Source organism: Streptomyces sp. NPDC002138 (genome assembly GCF_040296485.1).
In the GTDB taxonomy this organism is placed as follows: domain Bacteria; phylum Actinomycetota; class Actinomycetes; order Streptomycetales; family Streptomycetaceae; genus Streptomyces.
The window spans coordinates 74,767-95,273 of record NZ_JBEOXE010000011.1 but is presented as its reverse complement, the minus strand read 5'-3'; the positions used below and the strand labels follow the sequence as shown (position 1 = coordinate 95,273).

The window sequence follows — 20,507 nt, the reverse complement described above, 5'->3', positions numbered from 1 at the left end:
AATACGCGTCGCGGGTCAGCCGCGCGGCGGCCGCTGACCGCCCCGGGCGCCGCGGCCGGGGATGGGACCCTTGGGGATGGGCATGTTGCTCATCAGGTCACCCATGGCGCGGAGCTTGTCGTTCACCGCGGTGATCTGCGGGCCCTGCAGGACGCGCGGGAGCTTGAGGAGCGTCGTCCGCACCTTCTTGAGCGGTACCTCGCCCTCGCCCGTGCCGACGATGATGTCGTGCACCGGGATGTCCGGCATGATGCGCGCCAGCTTCTTCTTCTCGGCGGCGAGCAGGCTCTTGACCCGGTTCGGGTTGCCCTCGGCCACCAGCACGACGCCGGCCTTGCCGACCGCGCGGTGCACGATGTCCTGCTGGCGGCTCATCGCGATGGCGGGGGTGGTGGTCCAGCCCCGCCCCACGTTGTCCAGTACCGCCGCGGCGGCGCCCGGCTGGCCCTCCATCTGCCCGAAGGCGGCGGCCTCGGCGCGCCGTCCGAAGATGATCGCCATCGCCAGGAACGCCACCAGGAGACCCAGGATGCCCACATAGACCGGGTGACCGATCAGGAAGCCGATCCCGAGGAAGACGCCAAGGGTGACGATTCCCACGCCCGCGACGATGAGACCGACCTTGGGGTCGGCCTTACGGGTCATCTTGTACGTGAGGGCGATCTGCTTCAGTCGCCCGGGGTTCGCAGCAGTCTCTGCGTTTGACTTCCTCGCCATGCAGCGAAGTTTACGTGGCCTGCGGGGTCCGGGTCGCCGCGGCCTCGAGTACGTGCTCGGTTTCGACCCGGTCCTTCGCCCTGCGACGGTCTTCCAGGACCGCCGTCCAGGCGTTGCGACGGGCGCCGCTCATGAGCAGCGACTCGATGCCCCGGAAGGCATCGGTGAACGACGGGATGGCGATGGCGCGAACGGGCGCGGCCTGCATGTCGATCCCTCTCTGGTGCTCTCGTCGGTGGAGCTGCGTGGGTTCTGCGTGGGTTCTGCGTGGTGTGGCGTGGGCCCGCGCGTGCGCCGCACGCGCGGTGCGTGTGCGGTGTGTGGACCCAGCGTCACTGATTGGTGTTACCAGGGCATGACCGACTGGTCAAACGGTGATGAAACATTGACGCGGCCCGCCAGGTGTCTCCCTTGAGAGAGCCTAGGGGCCGCGTCGCCGTGGTATTACTGCCTAGTAAGACTTTGTGCGCGAATTCACACAGTCGTCCGGTGGTCCATCGCCTGCTGGTACAGCCGGCCCGCGCGGTACGAGGAACGCACCAGCGGACCCGACATCACACCGGAGAAGCCGATGTCCTCGGCCTCCTTCGCCAGCTCCACGAACTCGGCCGGCTTCACCCAGCGCTCCACGGGGTGGTGCCGCGGCGAGGGCCGCAGGTACTGGGTGATCGTGATGAGTTCGCAACCCGCGCCGTGCAGGTCCTTGAGCGCCTGGGTGACTTCCTCGCGCTCCTCGCCCATGCCGAGGATCAGGTTCGACTTGGTGACCAGGCCGTACTCGCGGGCCTTGGTGATGACCTCGAGCGAGCGCTCGTAGCGGAAGCCGGGCCGGATCCGCTTGAAGATCCGCGGGACCGTCTCGACGTTGTGCGCGAAGACCTCGGGGCGGGAGGCGAAGACCTCCTCCAGCAGCTCCGGGACGGCGTTGAAGTCCGGGGCGAGCAGCTCGACCTTGGTGTGGCCGCCCTCGCGGCCGGCCGTCTGCTGGTGGATCTGGCGCACGGTCTCGGCGTACAGCCACGCACCGCCGTCCGGCAGGTCGTCGCGGGCGACACCGGTGATGGTCGCGTAGTTCAGGTCCATGGTGACCACGGACTCGCCCACGCGGCGCGGCTCGTCGCGGTCGAGGGCCTCGGGCTTGCCCGTGTCGATCTGGCAGAAGTCGCAGCGCCGGGTGCACTGGTCGCCACCGATGAGGAAGGTGGCCTCGCGGTCCTCCCAGCATTCGTAGATGTTCGGACAGCCCGCTTCCTGGCACACCGTGTGCAGTCCTTCGCCCTTCACCAGGGCCTGCATCTTGGTGTACTCGGGGCCCATCTTCGCCCGGGTCTTGATCCACTCGGGCTTGCGCTCGATGGGCGTCTGGGCGTTACGGACCTCAAGGCGCAGCATCTTGCGTCCGTCGGGTGCGACTGCGGACACGACCGGCTCCCTGTGACTTCGATTCTTCGGCGCCCACCAGGGTACGCCCGTAATTTCATACGTTCTTACGTCGGCCAACCTGCGGGCGGCCGGACGCATTCCCCGCACGGTTCCCCGCCGGGGCACGCGCCTACGGCGCCGCGGGCTCTATGACGCGGGCTCGCGGCTCGGCGCCTTCCAGGACGTCCCTCAGGTGGCCCTCGATGACCGGCAGCACGTCGGCGATGGTGATCTCGCGGCCCAGTTCGTACGAGAGCGAGGTCACACCGGCGTCGCGGATGCCGCAGGGGACGATCCGGTCGAACCAGGTGTTGTCCGGGTTCACGTTGATCGCGAAGCCGTGCATCGTGACGCCCTTGGCGACGCGGATGCCGATGGCGGCGAGCTTGCGGTCCTCGCGGCGCTGCCCGGCGTTGGAGGGCGCGTACTCCGGCCCGTTCAGCCGGGGGTCGAACTCCTCGTCCGCCAGCCGCGGGTCGAAGTCCAGCGACAGGCCGCCGACCTTCGGCCGGTCCTCGACGGGGTCACCGAGCACCCAGACGCCGGAGCGGCCCTCGACCCGGGTGGTCTCCAGGCCGAAGTCGGCGGCGGTGCGGATCAGCGCGTCCTCCAGCCGCCGGACGTGGGCGACCACGTCGACCGGCCGGGGCAGCTTCATGATCGGGTAGCCGACGAGCTGGCCGGGGCCGTGCCAGGTGATCTTCCCGCCGCGGTCCACGTCGACCACCGGGGTGCCGTCGAGGGGGCGCTCGCTGTCGGCCGTGCGCCGTCCCGCCGTGTAGACCGGCGGGTGCTCCAGCAGCAGACAGGTGTCCACGGTCTCGTCGGCGAAGCGCGCGGCGTGGACCCGCCGCTGCTCTTCCCAGGCCTCGGTGTACTCGACGGCATCCGGCCCGAAGCCCAGATGGACAAACCGCAGCTCAGCCACCGCAGCGCCTCCTCGTTGAACCCGCTGTGCGTGCATATCGCACCCATATCGCACCCACCCAGCGTACGGCGCCCCCGCGACCGCCCGGCAGGGCCCCTACGCGGGCGGCGGTGGCGGGGCCGGGAGTCGGCGGGGCTGCTTGCGGCCCTTCGGCGGCCGGTCCGGGTCCTCGTCGGCCCTCGGCAGCCGCCGATGGCCCTCGGAGTGGTCGTTCACCCAGCCGCACACCCCGCAGGCATACCGCCCGTCGAGCCCGGCGATGAGCGTGCCGCACCTCCGGCACTCGGCCTCGGTGATCTCGGGCGCGGGGAGCGGGGCGGTGGGGCACTCCGCGCCCGCCCGCGGGTCGGCGTCCGGGGCGGGCTCCGGTGCGGAATGCGCCTCGTGGGGCCAGCGGGTCATCCCCGCAGCTTATGCGGGGTAAGGGGGCCCATCCGTAAAGCGGCTGCCCGGTTCTTCGCACGATCGGATGAATGTGGGACAGAGCGGGCGGTCCGGGCGAAGTTCGCCGCTACATTCACGCCGTTCACAGGGCCGGGACCCCGGTCCGTCACGTCAGGAGACCGTGGAGCCGATGACGGAACGACCTGCCCAACGCGTGCCCAACCGCCAGCTCGCGGCACTGATCGCCGAGGCCGGGTTCTCCAATGCCGGGCTCGCCCGCCGCGTCGACCAGCTCGGGCTGGAGCACGGTCTCGATCTGCGGTACGACAAAACCTCGGTCACCCGGTGGCTGCGCGGGCAGCAGCCCCGCGGAACCACCCCCGCGCTGATCGCCGAGGTGTTCACGCGGCGGCTCGGGCGGCGGCTCTCGGCCCAGGACCTCGGGCTGGACGCCTGCGCTCCGGTCTACGCGGGCCTGGAGTTCGCGGCCACCCCCGAAGAGGCCGTGGACATCGCGAGCGGGCTGTGGCGCAAGGACTCCGGTTCGCACGCCGAGCTGCGGAAGATCGCCTTCACCCCGGCCGGGCTCGTCGTTCCCAGCCGGGACTGGCTGATCGGCCGGGCCGACGAGCGGGTCGGCCGGGGCCCGGACGCCGCGGCCTCCCGGATCCCGGTCCAGGGCGCGGCCACCGTGCCCCGCCAGCGCCAGCTCGACCGGGGGCCCGGCCAGCGGGTCACCGCCGGCGACATCGCCGCGCTCAGATCGGTCGGCGAACTCTTCCGGGCCCTGGACCACGCCTACGGCGGCGGGCACGCCCGCCAGGCCCTGGTGCGCTACCTGGAGCACGAGGCCGAGCCGATGCTGCGCGGCACCTACGGCGAGAGCTCCGGGCGGCGGCTCTTCGCGGCCGCCGCCGACCTGACCCGGCTGGCGGGCTGGACCTCGTACGACATCGCCGCCCACGGGCTGGCCCAGCGCTACTTCGTCCAGGCCCTGCGCCTGGCCCAGGCCGCCGGGGACCGGACCTACGGCGCCTACGTCCTGATCACCATGAGCCGCCAGGCCGTCTACCTCGGCCACGGCCGCGAGGCCGTGCAGCTGGCGCGGGTGGCCCAGCAGGGCGTCGGCTCGGGGCCGCCCCAGGTCGTCCAGGGGCTGCTGCACGCGGCGGAGGCCCGGGGGCACGCGGTGCTGGGCGAGGTACGGGCCGCCACGGCCTCCCTCGTCCGGGCGGAACGCGCGCTCGGTGCGGCGCGCCCCGGGGACGACGTACCGCACTGGGCCCGCACCTTCGACGAGGCCGAGCTGGCCGACGACTTCGGGCACTGCCACCGCGATCTGCAGCAGTACCGGGCCTCGGCGCAGCACGCGGAGCGCTCGCTCCAGCTGCGCGCCCCGGCTTTCGCGCGCTCCCGGCTGTTCTGCCGGGTGGTGCTGGCCACGGCCCGGCTGGGGCTGGGCGAGCTGGACCAGGCGTGCGCGCTCGGCGCGGAGGCGGCGCAGCAGGCGATGGAGATGCGCTCGGCGCGGGCGGTGGAGTACGTACGGGACTTCGAGCGGCGGCTGGAGCCCTACCGGGACGCGGCGGCCGTACGGACCTACCGGGACCGGGTGGCGTCGCTGGCGTGAGCCCCCGGATCGGCGTGTCGGGCTCCGGCGCCCCCGGACGCACCGGGGGCCCGGCTCCCCAAAGGGAACCGGGCCCCGCACTGGGTGGTTTCAGGCCGCCGCCGGCAGGACGGGCGCCGCGGCCGGCACCGGGATGCCGAAGTCGCGCAGGACGGCGGTGGTGGCGCGGCGCGCCGAGTGCAGGGCGCCCTGCACGGTGTTGGTGTCGCGGTGGTCGCCGCAGACGTACAGACCGGCCAGCACGCGGACCGTGCGTCGCGTGTCGTAGGGCGCGGGCATGGCGGGGACGGCTTCGGGCGTGTGGTGGACGGCGAGCAGCTCCCAGTCCCGGGTGGAGGTCTCGTAGAGCCGGGCGAGGCGGGAGGCCACCGTCCGGGCGGGCGGCGGCGGTCCGAGGACCGTGGTGCTGACGAGCGAACGCCCGGCCGGGGCGCGGCTCGGGTCGACGGCGCTCATCACCGTGGTGTGGGCGACGGGCCACCTGGGGTCGCCGTCGAGCAGGAGCGAGCCGTCCCAGGGCAGTGCGCCGGCGGTGGCGTGGTGGATGACGGTGATCTGGTGGAAGCGGGGCACCCGCAGACCGGGCAGCAGCTCGGCCGCGGCGCGGGCGCCGGTGGCGAGCAGGACGGAGCGGCAGGCGAAGTCTCCGTGCTCCTCGGTGGTCACCAGGTTGGTGGCCACCGAGCGCACGCGCACGCCGGTGCGCACGGTGCCGGGTGGCAGCCCGGCCGCGAGGAGCGCGGGCAGGGCCGCGGCCCCGCCCTCGGGCACCGCGAGGCGGCCGCGGGCGAAGCGGCGCAGCGCGAGGTCGGCGACCCGGCTCGAGGTGCCGAGGTCCGGGTCGCAGAGCAGGGTGGCGAGCAGGGGCCGCAGCACTCCGGCGACCGTGCGCGGGGGCAGGGTCCGGGTGCGCAGCGCGGCGAGCGCGGTGCGCTCGGGCCGGGCCAGGATCCGTTCCTCGGGCAGGGCCGCGAGGCGGCCGAGCGCGGCGCTGAGCCGGGCCTGGTCGAGCGAGCCGCTGGCGAGGGCGCGGGCCGGGGTGAGGGCTCCGGCCCGGAGCTGTTTGCCCTCGCTGTGGACGAGGACGCCGGGGGCGAAGGGCCGCAGGACCAGGCCCTCCAGACCGGGTGTACGGGCGAGTTCCGGGTATGAGGTGTTGAGGAGCTGACCGACCCGGTCCAGCCGGAATCCGTCGCTCCGCTCGGTGGCCATCCGGCCGCCGGGATCACCGGCGGCCTCCAGGACGGTGACGCTGACCCCCGCTGCGATCAAATGGTGTGCCGCCGCGAGTCCTGAGACTCCGGCTCCTACGATGACTACGTCCGCATGGTGTGCGCTGCTGAGCACGTGCCCCTCCCCGAGGTCGGCGCGGCTTGTCTGGTCCTCCTTCCCCCAACCAGCTCCAGCAGAACCCGAGTTGGACGCGCATTTTCGATCGGTTCTGGTTGCATACAGGTCGCACTCCGGACACGCGCGGGTCGCATGTGGGTCACAAACGGTCGCACGGCGCGGCCCGTCCGCCCGCCGGCGCGCCCCCGCCGCCAGGGATCAGCGGCCGCCCGCCAGCGCCGCCCGGATCGACTCGTCGATCCCGGGGTGGCGGAAGACGAATCCGGACTCCAGCAGCCGCGCGGGAAGCACCCGCTGACTGCCCAGCACGTCCCCGGCGAACTCCCCCAGCACCAGCCGCATCGCCGGAGCCGGTACGGCGCACAGCGTCGGCCGCCGCAGTACGCGCCCCATGGCCGCGGTGACCTCACGGTTGGTCAGGGGCTCCGGGGCGGTCAGGTTCACCGGGCCCGACAGCTCCGGGGTGACGATCAGGTGGCGCAGGGCCGCGATCTCGTCGTGCATCGAGATGTACGACCAGTACTGGCGGCCGTTGCCGAGGCGGCCGCCGATGCCGGCCCGGAACACCGGGAAGAGCTTGCCCCAGGCGCCGCCCTCGGCCGCGACGACGAGGCCGGTACGGGCGAAGACGGTCCGTACGCCGGCCTCCCGGGCGGGGGCGGCGGCCGCCTCCCACTCGACGCAGACGGAGGGCAGGAAGCCGTGGCCCGGCGGGGCGCTCTCGTCCACGGCGCGCTGCCCGGTGTCACCGTAGTAGCCGATGGCCGACCCGCAGACCAGGACCGCGGGCGGCCGCTCCATCTCCGCCACGGCGGTGGCGATGGCGGCGGTACCGAGGACGCGGCTGTCCCGGATCTCCCGCTTGTACGCCGGCGACCACCGGTGGTCGCCGACCCCTGCCCCGGCGAGGTGCACGACGGCTTCGCAGCCGGTCAGGGCGTCGGGGGCGACGTAGCCGCGCCGGGGGTCCCACTCCGCCTCGTCCGCGGCGGTGGGGGTGTGGCGGACGAGGCGCACGATGTCGTGCCCGTCCGCCCGCAAAGACCGAACGAGCGCCGCCCCAATGAGCCCGGCCGAGCCGGTAACCACGATCCGCATCCCCCCATCCTGCCTCCCCGCCGCCGCGACCCCCGCCACCGGCACGACCCTCAGTCCGGGGGCCATTCCAGCCCCGCCGGCGTTTGAGGCGCGGGTCCGGGCAGAGCCCGATGCGGCCCGCCAGGGCCGTTGTCCCCTGCGGGGCCCCTGGGGCTCCGCCCCAGACCCCGCGCCTCAAACGCCAGCGGGGCTGGAGATGGCGGCGTTCCGGAGCCCCGCCCCAGCCGCCGCGCCTCAAACGCCGGCGAGGCTGGAGATGGCCGGGTTCCGGAGGCCGCCCCCACGCCACCCGCGCCTCAAACGCCGGCGAGGCTGGAGATGCCCGGCCCCAGCCGCCCCGGCCAAGGGCGCCGCCAGGGCCGGGGTTACGTGGAGCCCAGCCAGGTGCCCACCGCGTAGGTGACGGCCATGGCCACGGCCCCACCCCCCACGTTCCGGATCACCGCACGGCCCACCCCCGCCGCCCCCAGCCTCGCACTCACCCACCCGCACAGCGCCAGCGCACACAGCACCGCCCCCACCGTCACCGGCACGCGCCACCCCGCCCCCGGCAGCACGATCGCCAGCAGCGGCAGCACCGCCCCGACCGTGAACGCCACCAGGCTCGCCAACGCCGCGTGCCACGGGTTCGCCAGCTCGTCGGGGTTGATCCCCAGCTCCACCCGCGCATGAGCCCGCAGCGCGTCCCGTTCCGTCAGCTGCCGCGCCGCCTCCAGGGCCACCTCCCCGCTCAGTCCCCGCGCCTCCAGCAGCCCCGCCAGCTCGGCGAGCTCCGCTTCCGGCTCCTCCGCGAGCTCCCGCCGCTCCAGCTCCAGCGCGGCCCGCTCCGAGTCCCGCTGGGAGCTGACGGACACGTACTCCCCGGCCGCCATCGACAGCGAGCCCGCCAGCAGCCCGGCGACCCCGGCCGTCAGGATCGCCGAGCGGCTCGTCGTCGCCCCCGCCACACCCACCACCAGCCCGGCCGTGGAGATGATCCCGTCATTGGCACCGAGCACCCCGGCCCGCAGCCAGTTGAGGCGGGTGCTGATGGCCCCGCTCTGCGATCCCTCGTCGTTGTCCGTCACGGGTCCACTCTCGGGCACGCCACGGCCCGGCGTGCGCGCCCACGCCCCTGGGACGAGGGTGGAGTGGTGAGACGCGGACGCGAGGAACCGGGCTGGCTGCGCGGGGAGCCCCCGCCGCGCTGGGCCCGGTTCGCGCCGGCCGTGGCCCTGGTGGCGCTGGTGGCCGCCCAGGGCCTCACCCCGGGCAACGTGGAGCTGGGGTTCTTCCTGGCCGGGCTCCCCCCGGTCGCGGCGTTCTCGTACGGGGCGACCGGCACCGCCTTCTTCGCCGGCCTCGTCCTGGCCCTGCTCGGCCTGCCGGGCCTCGGCGTCGGCCACGCCCGGGGCACCGACCTCGCGACGGTGGCCGCGATCGGGCTGCTCAGCGTGGTCATCGCCTGGGTGCGAAAACGCCGGGACGCCCAGCTGGTCAGCGTACGGACGGTGGCCGAGGCCGCCCAGCTCGCCGTGCTCCCGCCCGTACCGCCCCAGGTGGGCCCGGTGCGCTGCGCAGGCCTGTACCGCGCGGCCCAGCGCGGGACCCTGGTCGGCGGCGACCTGTACGACGTACGGGCGGGCCCGCACGGGGTCCGCGCCCTCGTCGGGGACGTCCAGGGCCACGGCCTGGCCGCCGTCGGCACGGTGGCGGCGCTGCTCGGCGCGTTCCGCGAGGCGGTGCTCGACGACGCCGGGCTGGCGGCGGTCGCGGCCCGCCTGGACCGCCGCCTGCGCACCGACGCGGAGAACGCGGCGGACGCCGAGGTGTTCGCCACCGCCCTGCTGCTGGAGTTCCCGCCCGCCCTGGACCTCGTACGCATCGTCTCCTGCGGCCACCCCCCGGCCCTGCTGCTGCGCCACGGCACGGTCACGGAACTGGAGGCGGAGCCGGGCCCTCCGCTGGGCCTGGGGCTCGCGGGCGTGGCCCCGCCCACGGTCGCCGTCACGGCCCTGCGCCCCGGCGACCGGCTGCTGCTGTACACCGACGGGGTGACGGAGGCCCGGGACGCGATCGGCGCGTTCTACCCGCTGGCCGACCGCGTACCGGCGCTCCTGGCGGGCGGCCCGGCGGACCTCGCGGGCCTGGCGGAAGCGGTGTGGCGGGACCTCCTCCGCTTCACCGACGGCGGCCCGCGGGACGACGTGGCCCTGCTCACCCTGTCCGTACCGGGCCCGGCCGGGGGCTCCGCACCAGGGCGATGACCACTCGGTCCTGATCATGTGACCAAACGACGACAACCACCCATTTGGCAGCATTCTCATGCTTCCGTCGGTGGTGATCACCCACTACCGAACCGAAAGCCGGGGACCGACCATGCGGGCGCCGCAGAAGCACACCAGGCGCATCGGCGCCATCACGGCGACCGCCGCCGCCATCGCGCTGCTCACGGGCGCGGTGTACCTCGGTACGGACGAGGGTGGCGACGGTGACGGTGCGACGGGCCGCCCGGGCGGCTCCGGCGCCAACGCCTCGGTCATCGAAGCCCCGGGCGGCGCCTTCACCCCCCGGAACACCGGGATCGCCAGGGCCGCCGGGGGCCCCGCGACCCCCGGGGCCCCCGCGACCGCCGAGGCGGGGTGACGCTCAGCCCGCCGCGCGGATGAAGGAACGGACCATCTTGCAGGTGACGTTGGACGGCCGGTGGATGCCCACCCGCGCCGCCATCGTCCGGATCTTCCGGTTCGTCGCCCGCTGGGCGTCATACGTCCCCGTGTCGAGCAGGGATATCGCCAGCCGCATCGCCTTGAGACGGCGGTTGTGGCTCTCGTACCACTCACGGGGCAGACCCGCGGGCAGTGGCTTCTTCTTGGGCATCGAAATGATCGCGGCAGCGGCCATCTACAGCCTCCCAAACGGTAGTTGGCTTCCTGTCGTGCTCCCTCGATTTTACTGGGGACCACTGACAAAAGCCCCTGGCCAGACAGGCCTCGCTAGGCTGGAACGCATGGAGATCTGGATCAACCCCGCCTGCTCGAAGTGCCGCAGCGCGCTCACCCTGCTCGACGCCGAGGGCGCCGACTACACGGTCCGCCGCTACCTGGACGACGTACCGTCCGAGGACGAGATCCGCGCGGTGCTCGAGCGCCTCGGCCTGGAGCCCTGGGACATCACGCGTACGTCCGACCCGCTCGCCAAGGAGACCGGCGTACGGGAGCTGCCGCGCGAGGCGACCGACACGGACCGGGCCCGCTGGATCAGCCACCTCGCCGCGCACCCGAAGCTCATCCAGCGCCCGATCATCACGGCCGACGACGGCACGGCCGTGGTGGCCCGCACGGACGAGGCCGTCCGCGAGGCCCTCTCCCGCAAGGCGTAGCCCGCGGGCGGCCGGGGGGCCCGGGGGCCCGAAAACCTCGGGCGGCCGCGCCCGCCCGAGCAGTAACGTCCGTGCACATGACACCTTCCCTGCGCACCGACCGCCTGGCCCTGGACCCGTACGCGCCCGAGGACGAAGACGACTTCGTCGCCCTCTTCCAGGACGAGCGGGTGTCGCGGTGGATGGGCGACGGACCGACACCGGAAGCCGAGGACCGCGCCCTGTTCGGGCGGATCTTCACGAAGGTCTACGCCCAGGGGCTGTTCGACGTCTGGGCCGTCCGCCAGGATGGCCGGCTCGTCGGGCACGCGGAGATCAAACCGACCCCCGAGACCGGCGGCCACGAGATCATCTACGCACTGGCCCCCGAGGCCTGGGGGTCGGGCCTCGGCACGGAAATCGCCGAGGCGATCATCGCGCACGGTTTCACCACCCTCGGCCTCACCGAAGTCCACGCCACGGTCGCCGCCGAAAACGACGCCTCCCTGCGCCTCCTGACCCGCCTGGGCTTCACCCACACCAGGGACGTCAAGGAGGACAACGGAGGCACAACGCGGGTGCTGCGCCGAGGGCGGTGAGGAGCAACCCGGCTTCGCCGGGCGCGGCTTCGCCGGGCGCGGCTTCGCCGGGCGCGGCTTCGCCGGGCGCGGCTTCGCCGCGAAGGCCCGCGCTCCGAGCATCCGGGGTCGGGGAGGCTTCCGGGGGCTGCCCGCCAGTTCAACTGTCTCTTCGCGCCGAGCCGCACTGTCAAGGGCGCTCCCTGCGGTCGCGTCGCTGCGCGATGGCCTGCGGCCACCCTTGACAGCACGACTCGACACGAAAAGCCAAGAACTGTCGGGCGGCCCCCGGAGGAACGGCAGGGGGCATGCCGACCATGGCCCAGAGTTCCGGGCGAGTGGCCAGGGGCCCTGGTCCGGCGAAGCCGCGCCCTCCGGGCGAAGAGCCCACAAGCCACAAGCCACAAGCGACAGACACGCGCCAGATCGCTACACAGCCGCGACCGGCAGGCGTCTGCGGCCTGTTTGTGCCTGATGGGCGGTTCGGGAGGGTGGAAAGTCGCCCTCATGAGCATGGAGTCGGATCAAGGCGGACTCGACACCCAACACCCCACCAAGACGCCCCTTTTGTGACCATTTGAGACCCGGTTGATGGGTCGGACGGCCGCTTGACCCGTCTCCATGCCCGTCTCGCCGTAGTTGAGGTCCTGGACAGCCCCGAACAGGCCGCAGACGCCGATCCCAGAGAAGCGCGTAGCGATCTGCCGGCGTTCTTGTCGCTTGTCGTCTGTGGCCTTTCCGCCCGGAGGGCGCGGCTTCGCCGGACCAGGGCTCCTGGCCACTCGCCCAGGACCCGGGCCTTCGGGGACCCTCCCCCCTGCCTTCCCCCGGGGGCCGCCCGACAGTTCTTGGCTTTTCGGGTCGAGTCGTGCTGTCAAGGGTGGCCGCAGGCCATCGCGCAGCGACGCGACCGCAGGGAGCGCCCTTGACAGTGCGGCTCGGCGCGAAGAGACAGTTGAACTGACGGGCAGCCCCCGGGCACCTCACCGACCCCGGGCGCTCGAAGCCCAAGCCCCTGCGGCGAAGCCGCACCCGGCGCAGCCGGGCCCCTACTCCCCCGCCACCCACCCCACCACCTCCCCCGCCCCCGCGAACAGCAGGGCGTGGTGCGAGACCGACGGGAGTACGGCGACCACGGCGCCCGGCGCCGCCTGCGCGGCCGCTCGGGCCGCGCGGGCGGGGTCGTGGCACCTGGCCGCGCCGGCGAACAGTGCCAGCAGCGGGACCTCCGGTCCCAGTACCGGCCGGGCGCCCGTCACGGGGCGCGCGGTGGGAAGTGCGGCCGCCGCTGCGCGCAGGCGCAGCCAGGCCTGATCGAGTACGGCGCCGCCCGTCTCCCACGCCAGGAAGGAGCGGATCCGCTCGGGCGTGGGGCGCAGCAGCATGGGCACGGCCCGCACCACGTAGCCCGGGCGCAGCCCCGCGCACACCTGGGTGGGGTCGAGCAGCACCAGCCGCCGCAGGCGTTCGGGCCGCAGGGCCGCGTAGTGCGCGGCGATCCAGCCGCCGTAGGAGTACCCGCCCAGCTCCACGGCCCCCTCCACCAGCCCGTCGAGGACCGCGTCGAGCCATGCGGCCAGGTCCGCGGGGGTCCGTAGCGCACGCCCTTCGGCCGCGACGCTCATCCCCGGCTCCCCCACCAGGTCCACCGCATGCACCCGCCGTTCCCGCGCGAGCCCCGCCCGCAGGCAGACGCCCCACACCAGCGACGAGGTCCCGCCCCCGGGCAGCAGCACCAGCGGCGGAGCGCCCTCGGGGCCGGTGCTGTTGACGCGGGTGAGGCCGTACGGCGTCGCGATCATGCGTACGTCGACCGGATCGGGCCAGCTGCGGAGTGCCTCTTGGTAAGCGGCATAGAAGGCGGAAGGAGCAGGCATCCCGATCAACTCTCCCCATCTCGCCCAGCACTTATCTCGCCCAGCACTTATCTCGCTGAGCGATAATCTCGATGCACAAGAGATCTGCAACCGGCCCGGACCCTAGACGGAGGCGATGTGCGCGACAACCCCGGCGGTCCGAGCTCCACCCCCGCGGCCCACGACTCTCCCGAACCCTCCGACCCCCTCGACCTGGTGCACCTGCTCCGTGCCGCCTCTGTCGAATTCGGGCTGCGGCAAGCGGAGTTCGCTGCCGCTCACGGCATGCACCCGACCGACGTCCGGGCCCTCATCTGCCTGCTCGACGCGGCGCGCGCGGGGGAGAACGCCACCGCCGGGCTGCTGTCCGCCCGGCTCGGTCTCCACTCGGCCGGTACGACCGCCGTGATCGACCGTCTCGAGCAGCTCGGCCATGTCACCCGGACCCGCGACGACGCCGACCGGCGCCGGGTGCTGGTCCGGGTCTCCCCCGAGGCCGTCCGGCTGGGCCGGGCCTTCTTCGGCCCGCTGCTCGACGGCCTGGTCGAACTGATCGGCACCTTCACTCCCGCCGAACGCGCCACCGTCCGCCACTTCCTGACCACCGCCCGAACGGCACTCACCCCATGACCGGCCACCCGACCGACCACCCGAACGACCACGCACCCACCCACCCGACCGACCACGCACCCACCCGCCCGACCGACCATGCACCCACACACCCGGCGGCCCCCACCCCCACCCACCCCACCGGCACCGACCTCCACCTGGACCTCCCCCCGCACGGGTCCCGCCGTACCGCGCTCGCCCAGGCGTTGCGCGAGGCCGTGCGGGGCGGGCGGCTCGCGGCCGGGACGCGGCTGCCGCCGTACCGGTCGCTCGCCGCCGACCTCGGGGTGGCCCGGGGCACGGTCGCCGACGCGTACGCCGAGCTGGTGGCCGAGGGGTGGTTCACCGCCCGGCAGGGCTCCGGCACCCGGGTCGCGGAGGGGATGCCGGTGCGCCCCGCGCGTCCCGCGCCCGGGCCGTCGGCCGCGCCCCGGGCGCACCGGTTCGACCTGACCCAGGGCAAGCCGGACCCGGCATCGTTCCCGCGGGGCGCCTGGTCCGCGAGTGCCCGCCGGGCCTTGGCCGGGGCCCCGGCCGAGGCCTTCGGGCCCGGTGATCCGCGCGGGCGCCCCGAGCTGCGGCGGGCGCTGGCCGAGTACCTGGCCCGGGCGCGTGGGGTGCGTACCGACGCGGAGCACATCGTCGTCTGCGCGGGCTTCGCCAACGGCCTGCGGCTGCTCGCGGGGCTGCGGCCCCGGGACTGGGCGGTGGAGGCGTACGGGCTGCCGTTCCACCACGGGATCCTGGCCGCCGCGGGCGTGCGTCCGCACGCCGTCCCCATCGACGAGGACGGCGCCCGCACGGACGCCCTCCCGGCCCGGGCGCGTACGGCCCTGCTCACCCCGGCCCACCAGTTCCCGACCGGCGGCCCCCTGCTCCCGGGCCGCCGGACGGCCGCCGTCGAGTGGGCGCGGGCCACCGGGGGCGTGATCCTGGAGGACGACTACGACGGGGAGTTCCGCTACGACCGCAAGCCCGTCGGCGCCCTCCAGGGCCTGGCCCCGGACCAGGTGGTCTACGCGGGCTCGCTGAGCAAGAGCCTCTCCCCCGCGCTCCGGCTGGGCTGGCTGGTGCTGCCCGACGCCCTGGCCGCGCAGGTGGTGGCGGCGAAGGGGCTGCGGGAGTCGTGGACGAGCGCGGTGGACCAGCTGACCTTCGCCGACTTCCTGGACTCGGGCGCGTACGACCGCCACGTCCGCCGCATGCGCCAGCGCTACCGCGCCCGCCGCGACCACCTGGCCACCGCCGTGGCGCGGCGCGCCCCGGGGGTCCGGGTCACGGGCATCGCGGCGGGCCTGCACGCGGTCCTCGAACTCCCCCCGGGGACCGAGGCCGTGACCCTCGCGGCCGCGCGGAAGGCGGGACTCCTGCTGGACGGGCTGTCGGAGTACCGCCACCCCTCGGCCGCCGAGGACTCCCGGGAAGGCCTGGTCGTGGGCTATGCGGGCCTGGGCGACCGGGGGTTCGGGGAGGCGGTGGAGGTTCTGGCCGCCACGCTGTCCACCCTCCATCGAGGCCTGTGACCCATGAATCGATCCACCATTCACCACTCACACATTCACCACTCACATTCGAATTGATCTTGCGGAGGCCGCACCCCATCCTGCAATCTTGCTCCATCACCGAAGAATATTCAGCCCCCGCGCCAGGATGGGATGGACGCACATGACCAGCGAGCGCCCCGCGCTGTACGAGATGTTCGACGAGCGGTTCCGTACCGGCAGGTGCATGAACGGCGATGACGGCCTGGAAGTCCTGTACACCGGCTGCCGCTGGGCCGAGGGGCCCCTCTACCTGCCCGCCTGGCGGCAGTTGGTCTGGAGCGACATCCCCAACGACCGGATGCTGCGCTGGGACGAGGAGACCGGCGACGTCAGCGTCTTCCGCCGCTCCGCCGGGCACACCAACGGCAACACCCTCGACCGCGAGGGCCGCCTGATCACCTGCGAGCAGGGCAACCGCCGGGTGACCCGGACCGAACACGACGGCACGATCACCGTCCTGGCCGACCGCTGGCAGGGCAAGCGCCTGAACAGCCCGAACGACGCGACGGTGCGCTCCGACGGCTCCATCTGGTTCTCCGACCCGGACTTCGGCATCACCAGCGACTACGAGGGCCACCGCGCCGAGAGCGAGATCGGCGCGAACAACGTCTACCGGATCGATCCCGTCACCGGCGAAGTCCGCCTGGCCGCCGACGGCTTCGGTGCCCCGAACGGCCTCGTCTTCTCGCCCGACGAGACGCGGCTCTTCGTCTCCGACACCCGCGCGGGCTTCATCCGGGTCTTCGACGTGCGCGAGGACGGGACCCTCTCGGACGGCAAGGTCTTCGCCGAGGCCGGGGCCGACGGCAAGGCCCGTTTCGACAACCTCCGCTTCGACGACGGCGGCCGGCTCTGGGCGGCGGCGATGAGCGACGGGGTGCACTGCTACGACCCCGACGGCACCCGGATCGGGCGCCTCAACATCCCCGAGCCGGTGTCCAACATCGCCTGGGGCGGGGCCAAGCGCAACCGTCTCTTCATCACGGCGGAGACCAGCCTCTACTCGGTGGTCATGGCCGTGACCGGCACCCACCCGACCGGCCCGGGCCACCGCCCCTGGCTGGACGCGCACGCGCGATGACCTCGGAGAGCGGGCGGACCGAGCAGACCGAGCCGAGCGGGCCTGGCGGGCGGACCGAGCGGACCGGCGGTACCCCGGGCGGACCGGACTGGGACGCCACCCGGGCCTGGGTGGCCGGTGCGCTGTCCGAGGGCGAGCGCATCGAGGCGGCCGGGCGGCTGCGCGGCGGCTGGACCTCGGACATGCGCCGAGTCGACGTCGTCGGGCCCGGCGGGCGGCGCACGCTCGTGCTGCGCTCCTTCGTCAAGCCGTTCTACGTCCGGCACGCGGAGGGCCTGCTGCGACGCGAGGCGGACGTCCTGCGCCTGCTGGAGGGTACGGACGTCCCCGCGGCCCGGCTCGTGGCCGTGGACGCGACGGCGCGCCACTGCGACCACCCGTCCCTGCTGATGACCCTGCTGCCCGGGACCGTCCGCATGGACGACGCGGACGCCGACCGGCGTGCCGGGCTGCTGGCCCGTCAGCTGGTGCGCGTCCACCGCCTGCCGGTGACGGCGGCGGCGCGGCCCCGCGCCTACGAGGCGTGGACCGCTCCCGAGCGGGTGCGGACGCCCGAGGACACCCGGCGGCCGGACCTGTGGGAGCGGGCCGTGGACGTCATCCGCCGGGACCCGCCGGAGCACCGGTCCTGCTTCCTGCACCGGGACTTCCACCCCGGGAACGTCCTCTTCACGGGGAGCGGCGCGCGGACGCGGATCAGCGGGGTCGTCGACTGGGTGGAGACCTCCTGGGGGCCGGCCGACCTGGACGTGGCCCACTGTTCGACGGCCCTGGCCCTGCTGCACGGCGTCCCGGCGGGCCTCGCCTTCGCCGACCGGTACACGGCGGCGGGAGGCGCCCTGGCCGAGGACCGCGCCGCGCACCTCTACTGGCGGCTGCTGGACGCGCTGGCCTTCGCGCCGGACGCCGAGAAGGTGGCCGTGCCCTGGCGGGAGCTGGGCCGCACCGATCTGACGCCGGCGGTACTGACGGGGCGGCTGGAGGGGTACCTCCGGGCCCTCTTCGACCGGTACGGCTAGGCGGCCGCAACCCGGCCGCAGCCCGGCCGCAGCCCGGCCGCACCCATCCGTTCCCTACGCCCGACCTCGTACGCTGACCACCACAAAGGGGACCTCTACCCACAAAAGGACCACCATGAGCGACATTGCCGCGCCCCCGCCCTCGCCTCCGCCGCCGCCCTCCGCCGAGCCCGGGCCCGCGTCCCCGCCGCCGCTCCCCCGCCCCCGCCGGGGCGCCGACTGGATGTTCGGCGGGGTGTACGGGACGGTGCTGGCCAGTGGGCTGCTGGCCGCGCTGGACCAGAAGGGGGGCACGTACACCCCGTACTACGACGCCAGCTGGGTGCTCGTGACCGCCGCGACCGCCGCTCTCGCGCACGGGTACTCGCACCACATGACCACCCACCAGGACGGCTCGGCCGGCCACCGCTGGCGGCTGCTGGGCCTGGCGCTGTTCCACGAGTGGCCGATGATCGCGGCCACCCTGCCCACCGTGCTCCTGCTGGTGCTGTCCGGGGCGACCCACTGGGACTCGTACGGGGTGACGGCGGTCGGGCTCGGGCTGAACACGGCGCTGCTGTTCGCGTGGGGGTCGCTGGTCGCGCTCCGGGTCGGCTACCGGCTGGCCTCGGCGATGCTGATCGGAGCAGCGGACGCCACGATCGGGCTGGTGATCATCGTGGCGAACGCGCTCATCAAGTAGCCGGGAGTACTCGGGCCAGGGCTGCACCTCCCCCGGGCCCGCCTCCCCCGGGCCCGCCTACTCCGGGCCCGTCTGCGCCTCCGCCTCCGCCAGGATCTCCGTCAGCCGGGCCCCGAAGGCCGCGTCCCGGGAGTCGGGGACCCCCGTGCGCGCCGAGTCCAGGAGGGCGTCCAGGGCGCGACCGTACGCACCCGGTACGTCGCTCCAGTCCGGGAGGCCGTGGACCCCGGCCGCGCCGCGCAGCTCCAGGCCCACCCCGGCGGCGGCGGTGGGGGCGCCCAGGCTGAGGGTGGCCGTGCTGGCCGCGCCGGAGGTGTGGCGCAGGGCCAGCTGGACGACGTCGGAGGGGCCGCGGGTGGCGCTGATGTGGACCACGTCGCCCAGGACCGGAATGAGGACGGACAGGGCGTGCGGGCCGACGTCCCACAGGCCGCCCTTCTCCTTGCGCCAGGGCGAGTCGGCGTAGGCGCTGGGCGTGCCGTCGGGCGGGAAGACCGCACCGAGCCAGTGGGCGCTGGCGGTGAACCAGCCGTCGCGGGCGGCCTGTTCGTCGACCCACCGCGCCGTCGGCTGGGCGAAGCGCAGGGTGAGGAAGACGATGGAGGCGACCTGGTGCCGGGCGGCCGCGTCGGCGACGGCGCGGGCCTGGTCCACGTCGGTGGCGACCGGTTTGTCGAGGAGCAGGTGGCATCCGGCGGCCGCGGCCCGGACGGCGAGCGGGGCCTGGACGTCGGGGGGCAGGGCGAAGGCCACGGCGTCACAGTCAGCGAACAGCGCGTCGGGGTCTTCGTACACCTTCACCCCGAACCGGTCCGCCAGTTCGGCGGCGGCCTCGGGGCGCCTGCCCCACACTCCGGCGAACTCGGAACCGGTGTGCGCGGCGAGGGCGGGGGCGTGGGTGCGGTGGGCCCAGGGGCCCGTACCGAGGAGGCCCACTCGGGGAAGGCGCCCGCCGGGCAGGCCGGAGTCGCCGCTTGCGGAAGTCAAATCATACGAAATGCTCACGCGCCCAGTCTGCCCCACGCGGCCGCCGCCCGGACGAACCCCGTCGCCACACCCCCGCGCGCGTCACCCCCGCCCGTACGTCGCGCCCGCACAGCCCGCACAGCCCGCCCGACCAGCGCCGTAAACGCCGGTAACACGGGGTTCACACACGGGCAACGGAAGGGAAATCGCGAGCGGGCACGCTGCGGTCATCACCGCAGTCATCGCAGTGCCCGCAGAGTCTGAGGACGGTCCCGTGAGCTACAAGGCTGAGTACATCTGGATCGACGGCACCGAGCCGACGGCCAAGCTTCGCTCCAAGACGAAGATCATGTCGGACGGCGACGACCTGCCGATCTGGGGCTTCGACGGATCGAGCACGAACCAGGCCGAGGGCCACGCCTCCGACCGGGTGCTCCAGCCGGTCTTCTCGTGCCCGGACCCGATCCGCGGCGGTGACAACCTCCTCGTCCTGTGCGAGGTACTGAACATCGACATGACTCCCCACGAGTCGAACACCCGCGCCCTGCTGCGCCCGGTCGCCGAGGCCCACGCCGCGCAGGAGCCGATCTTCGGCATCGAGCAGGAGTACACCTTCTTCGACGGGATCCGCCCGCTCGGCTTCCCCGTCGGGGGTTTCCCCGCCGCCCAGGGCGGTTACTACTGCGGCGTGGGCGCGGACGAGATCTTCGGCCGCGAGATCGTCGAGAAGCACCTCGATCACTGCCTCGCGGCGGGCCTGAGCATCTCCGGCATCAACGCCGAGGTCATGCCCGGCCAGTGGGAGTTCCAGGTCGGCCCCGTCGGTCCGCTGGAGGTCTCCGACCAGCTGTGGATCGCGCGCTGGCTGCTCTACCGCACGGCCGAGGACTTCAACGTCTCGGCGACCCTCAACCCGAAGCCGGTCAAGGGCGACTGGAACGGCGCGGGCGCGCACACCAACTTCTCGACGAAGAAGATGCGCGAGGAGTACGCCGCGATCATCTGCGCGTGCGAGTCCCTGGGCGAGGGCTCCAAGCCGCTGGACCACGTCAAGCACTACGGCGCGGGCATCGACGAGCGGCTGACCGGCCTGCACGAGACCGCCCCGTGGAACGAGTACAGCTACGGCGTCTCCGACCGCGGCGCGTCGGTCCGCATCCCGTGGCAGGTGGAGAAGGACGGCAAGGGCTACATCGAGGACCGCCGTCCGAACGCGAACGTCGACCCGTACGTCGTGACCCGCCTGATCGTGGACACCTGCTGCACCGCCCTGGAGAAGGACGGCCTGATCTGATCCGACGGA

The 20,507-nt window shown here is 73.7% G+C and carries 22 protein-coding genes and 1 pseudogene; 12 read left to right on the top strand and 11 right to left on the bottom strand.

From position 1 onward, the window contains the following. Window positions 1-15: 15 nt before the first annotated feature. The 5 genes from ABT084_RS10035 to ABT084_RS10015 all read right to left on the bottom strand — a co-directional run bounded on the left by ABT084_RS10035 (window position 16) and on the right by ABT084_RS10015 (window position 3,469). On the bottom strand, window positions 16-717 hold the full coding sequence (locus tag ABT084_RS10035) for a DUF4191 domain-containing protein (protein ID WP_351040353.1): 702 nt from the start codon (window positions 715-717) through the stop codon (window positions 16-18). A 10-nt stretch (window positions 718-727) separates the two neighbouring features. Then, window positions 728-925: an SCO2195 family GlnR-regulated protein gene (locus tag ABT084_RS10030; RefSeq protein ID WP_214937012.1), complete on the bottom strand. Its 198-nt coding sequence runs from the start codon at window positions 923-925 to the stop codon at window positions 728-730. 266 nt (window positions 926-1,191) lie between these two features. Then, window positions 1,192-2,139 carry a lipoyl synthase gene (lipA, locus tag ABT084_RS10025; RefSeq protein WP_351040350.1) on the bottom strand — a complete coding sequence of 316 codons (948 nt, stop codon included), beginning with the start codon at window positions 2,137-2,139 and terminating at the stop codon, window positions 1,192-1,194. A 130-nt stretch (window positions 2,140-2,269) separates the two neighbouring features. Next, entirely contained in the window at window positions 2,270-3,067 is a 798-nt protein-coding gene (lipB, locus tag ABT084_RS10020; protein WP_351040347.1) for a lipoyl(octanoyl) transferase LipB, read from the bottom strand. A 96-nt stretch (window positions 3,068-3,163) separates the two neighbouring features. After that, window positions 3,164-3,469, bottom strand: a complete 306-nt coding sequence (locus ABT084_RS10015; protein ID WP_351040345.1) for a hypothetical protein — start codon at window positions 3,467-3,469, stop codon at window positions 3,164-3,166. A gap of 172 nt (window positions 3,470-3,641) precedes the next feature. Between ABT084_RS10015 and ABT084_RS10010 the strand changes: the two genes are divergently transcribed. Next, window positions 3,642-5,081, top strand: coding sequence for an NsdA family TPR-like regulatory protein (locus tag ABT084_RS10010; RefSeq protein WP_351040342.1), 1,440 nt, complete (start codon window positions 3,642-3,644; stop codon window positions 5,079-5,081). Window positions 5,082-5,171: 90 nt separating this feature from the next. Here the strand turns inward: ABT084_RS10010 and ABT084_RS10005 are convergent, their stop codons facing one another. From ABT084_RS10005 to ABT084_RS09995, 3 genes are all read right to left on the bottom strand, one after another. Then, on the bottom strand, window positions 5,172-6,428 hold the full coding sequence (locus tag ABT084_RS10005; RefSeq protein WP_351040340.1) for an FAD-dependent oxidoreductase: 1,257 nt from the start codon (window positions 6,426-6,428) through the stop codon (window positions 5,172-5,174). 201 nt (window positions 6,429-6,629) lie between these two features. Then, window positions 6,630-7,529, bottom strand: a complete 900-nt coding sequence (locus ABT084_RS10000) for a TIGR01777 family oxidoreductase (RefSeq protein ID WP_351040337.1) — start codon at window positions 7,527-7,529, stop codon at window positions 6,630-6,632. 365 nt (window positions 7,530-7,894) lie between these two features. Further along, window positions 7,895-8,596 carry a VIT1/CCC1 transporter family protein gene (locus ABT084_RS09995; protein WP_351040334.1) on the bottom strand — a complete coding sequence of 234 codons (702 nt, stop codon included), beginning with the start codon at window positions 8,594-8,596 and terminating at the stop codon, window positions 7,895-7,897. Window positions 8,597-8,662: 66 nt separating this feature from the next. Between ABT084_RS09995 and ABT084_RS09990 the strand changes: the two genes are divergently transcribed. Both ABT084_RS09990 and ABT084_RS09985 read left to right on the top strand, forming a co-directional pair. After that, the gene (locus ABT084_RS09990; protein ID WP_351040332.1) at window positions 8,663-9,775 is read left to right on the top strand and encodes a PP2C family protein-serine/threonine phosphatase; all 1,113 of its coding nucleotides are present in this window, start codon (window positions 8,663-8,665) and stop codon (window positions 9,773-9,775) included. Window positions 9,776-9,887: 112 nt separating this feature from the next. Then, window positions 9,888-10,154: a hypothetical protein gene (locus tag ABT084_RS09985; protein WP_351040330.1), complete on the top strand. Its 267-nt coding sequence runs from the start codon at window positions 9,888-9,890 to the stop codon at window positions 10,152-10,154. Window positions 10,155-10,157: 3 nt separating this feature from the next. Here the strand turns inward: ABT084_RS09985 and ABT084_RS09980 are convergent, their stop codons facing one another. Next, on the bottom strand, window positions 10,158-10,412 hold the full coding sequence (locus ABT084_RS09980) for a hypothetical protein (RefSeq protein WP_351040327.1): 255 nt from the start codon (window positions 10,410-10,412) through the stop codon (window positions 10,158-10,160). 106 nt (window positions 10,413-10,518) lie between these two features. Between ABT084_RS09980 and ABT084_RS09975 the strand changes: the two genes are divergently transcribed. The 3 genes and pseudogenes from ABT084_RS09975 to ABT084_RS09965 all read left to right on the top strand — a co-directional run. Continuing rightward, on the top strand, window positions 10,519-10,890 hold the full coding sequence (locus ABT084_RS09975; protein ID WP_351040324.1) for an ArsC/Spx/MgsR family protein: 372 nt from the start codon (window positions 10,519-10,521) through the stop codon (window positions 10,888-10,890). A gap of 77 nt (window positions 10,891-10,967) precedes the next feature. After that, on the top strand, window positions 10,968-11,468 hold the full coding sequence (locus ABT084_RS09970) for a GNAT family N-acetyltransferase (protein WP_351040321.1): 501 nt from the start codon (window positions 10,968-10,970) through the stop codon (window positions 11,466-11,468). 15 nt (window positions 11,469-11,483) lie between these two features. Beyond that, window positions 11,484-12,020: pseudogene (locus ABT084_RS09965) on the top strand (hypothetical protein); the annotation flags it as partial. A 476-nt stretch (window positions 12,021-12,496) separates the two neighbouring features. Here ABT084_RS09965 and ABT084_RS09960 read toward each other — a convergent pair. Beyond that, on the bottom strand, window positions 12,497-13,324 hold the full coding sequence (locus tag ABT084_RS09960; RefSeq protein WP_351040318.1) for an alpha/beta fold hydrolase: 828 nt from the start codon (window positions 13,322-13,324) through the stop codon (window positions 12,497-12,499). A 117-nt stretch (window positions 13,325-13,441) separates the two neighbouring features. On the opposite strand from ABT084_RS09960, the gene ABT084_RS09955 reads away from it, so the two are divergent. The 5 genes from ABT084_RS09955 to ABT084_RS09935 all read left to right on the top strand — a co-directional run bounded on the left by ABT084_RS09955 (window position 13,442) and on the right by ABT084_RS09935 (window position 18,238). Beyond that, on the top strand, window positions 13,442-13,933 hold the full coding sequence (locus tag ABT084_RS09955; protein ID WP_502968883.1) for a MarR family winged helix-turn-helix transcriptional regulator: 492 nt from the start codon (window positions 13,442-13,444) through the stop codon (window positions 13,931-13,933). Further along, window positions 13,930-15,435 (top strand): MocR-like pyridoxine biosynthesis transcription factor PdxR, encoded by a 1,506-nt coding sequence (gene pdxR / locus ABT084_RS09950; RefSeq protein WP_351040315.1) that lies wholly within the window; start codon window positions 13,930-13,932, stop codon window positions 15,433-15,435. The genes ABT084_RS09955 and pdxR overlap by 4 nt, the downstream gene beginning before the upstream one ends. A 142-nt stretch (window positions 15,436-15,577) precedes the next feature. Continuing rightward, window positions 15,578-16,537 carry an SMP-30/gluconolactonase/LRE family protein gene (locus ABT084_RS09945; protein WP_351040312.1) on the top strand — a complete coding sequence of 320 codons (960 nt, stop codon included), beginning with the start codon at window positions 15,578-15,580 and terminating at the stop codon, window positions 16,535-16,537. Then, window positions 16,534-17,556 (top strand): phosphotransferase family protein, encoded by a 1,023-nt coding sequence (locus tag ABT084_RS09940; RefSeq protein ID WP_351040309.1) that lies wholly within the window; start codon window positions 16,534-16,536, stop codon window positions 17,554-17,556. Before ABT084_RS09945 ends, ABT084_RS09940 begins: the two co-directional genes overlap by 4 nt. Window positions 17,557-17,671: 115 nt before the next feature. Next, the gene (locus ABT084_RS09935; protein ID WP_351040307.1) at window positions 17,672-18,238 is read left to right on the top strand and encodes a hypothetical protein; all 567 of its coding nucleotides are present in this window, start codon (window positions 17,672-17,674) and stop codon (window positions 18,236-18,238) included. Between the two features lie 57 nt (window positions 18,239-18,295). Here the strand turns inward: ABT084_RS09935 and ABT084_RS09930 are convergent, their stop codons facing one another. Next, the gene (locus ABT084_RS09930) at window positions 18,296-19,237 is read right to left on the bottom strand and encodes a Gfo/Idh/MocA family protein (RefSeq protein WP_351040516.1); all 942 of its coding nucleotides are present in this window, start codon (window positions 19,235-19,237) and stop codon (window positions 18,296-18,298) included. A gap of 241 nt (window positions 19,238-19,478) precedes the next feature. Between ABT084_RS09930 and glnII the strand changes: the two genes are divergently transcribed. Continuing rightward, window positions 19,479-20,498, top strand: a complete 1,020-nt coding sequence (glnII, locus tag ABT084_RS09925) for a glutamine synthetase (RefSeq protein ID WP_351040305.1) — start codon at window positions 19,479-19,481, stop codon at window positions 20,496-20,498. The last annotated feature ends 9 nt before the right edge of the window (window positions 20,499-20,507 follow it).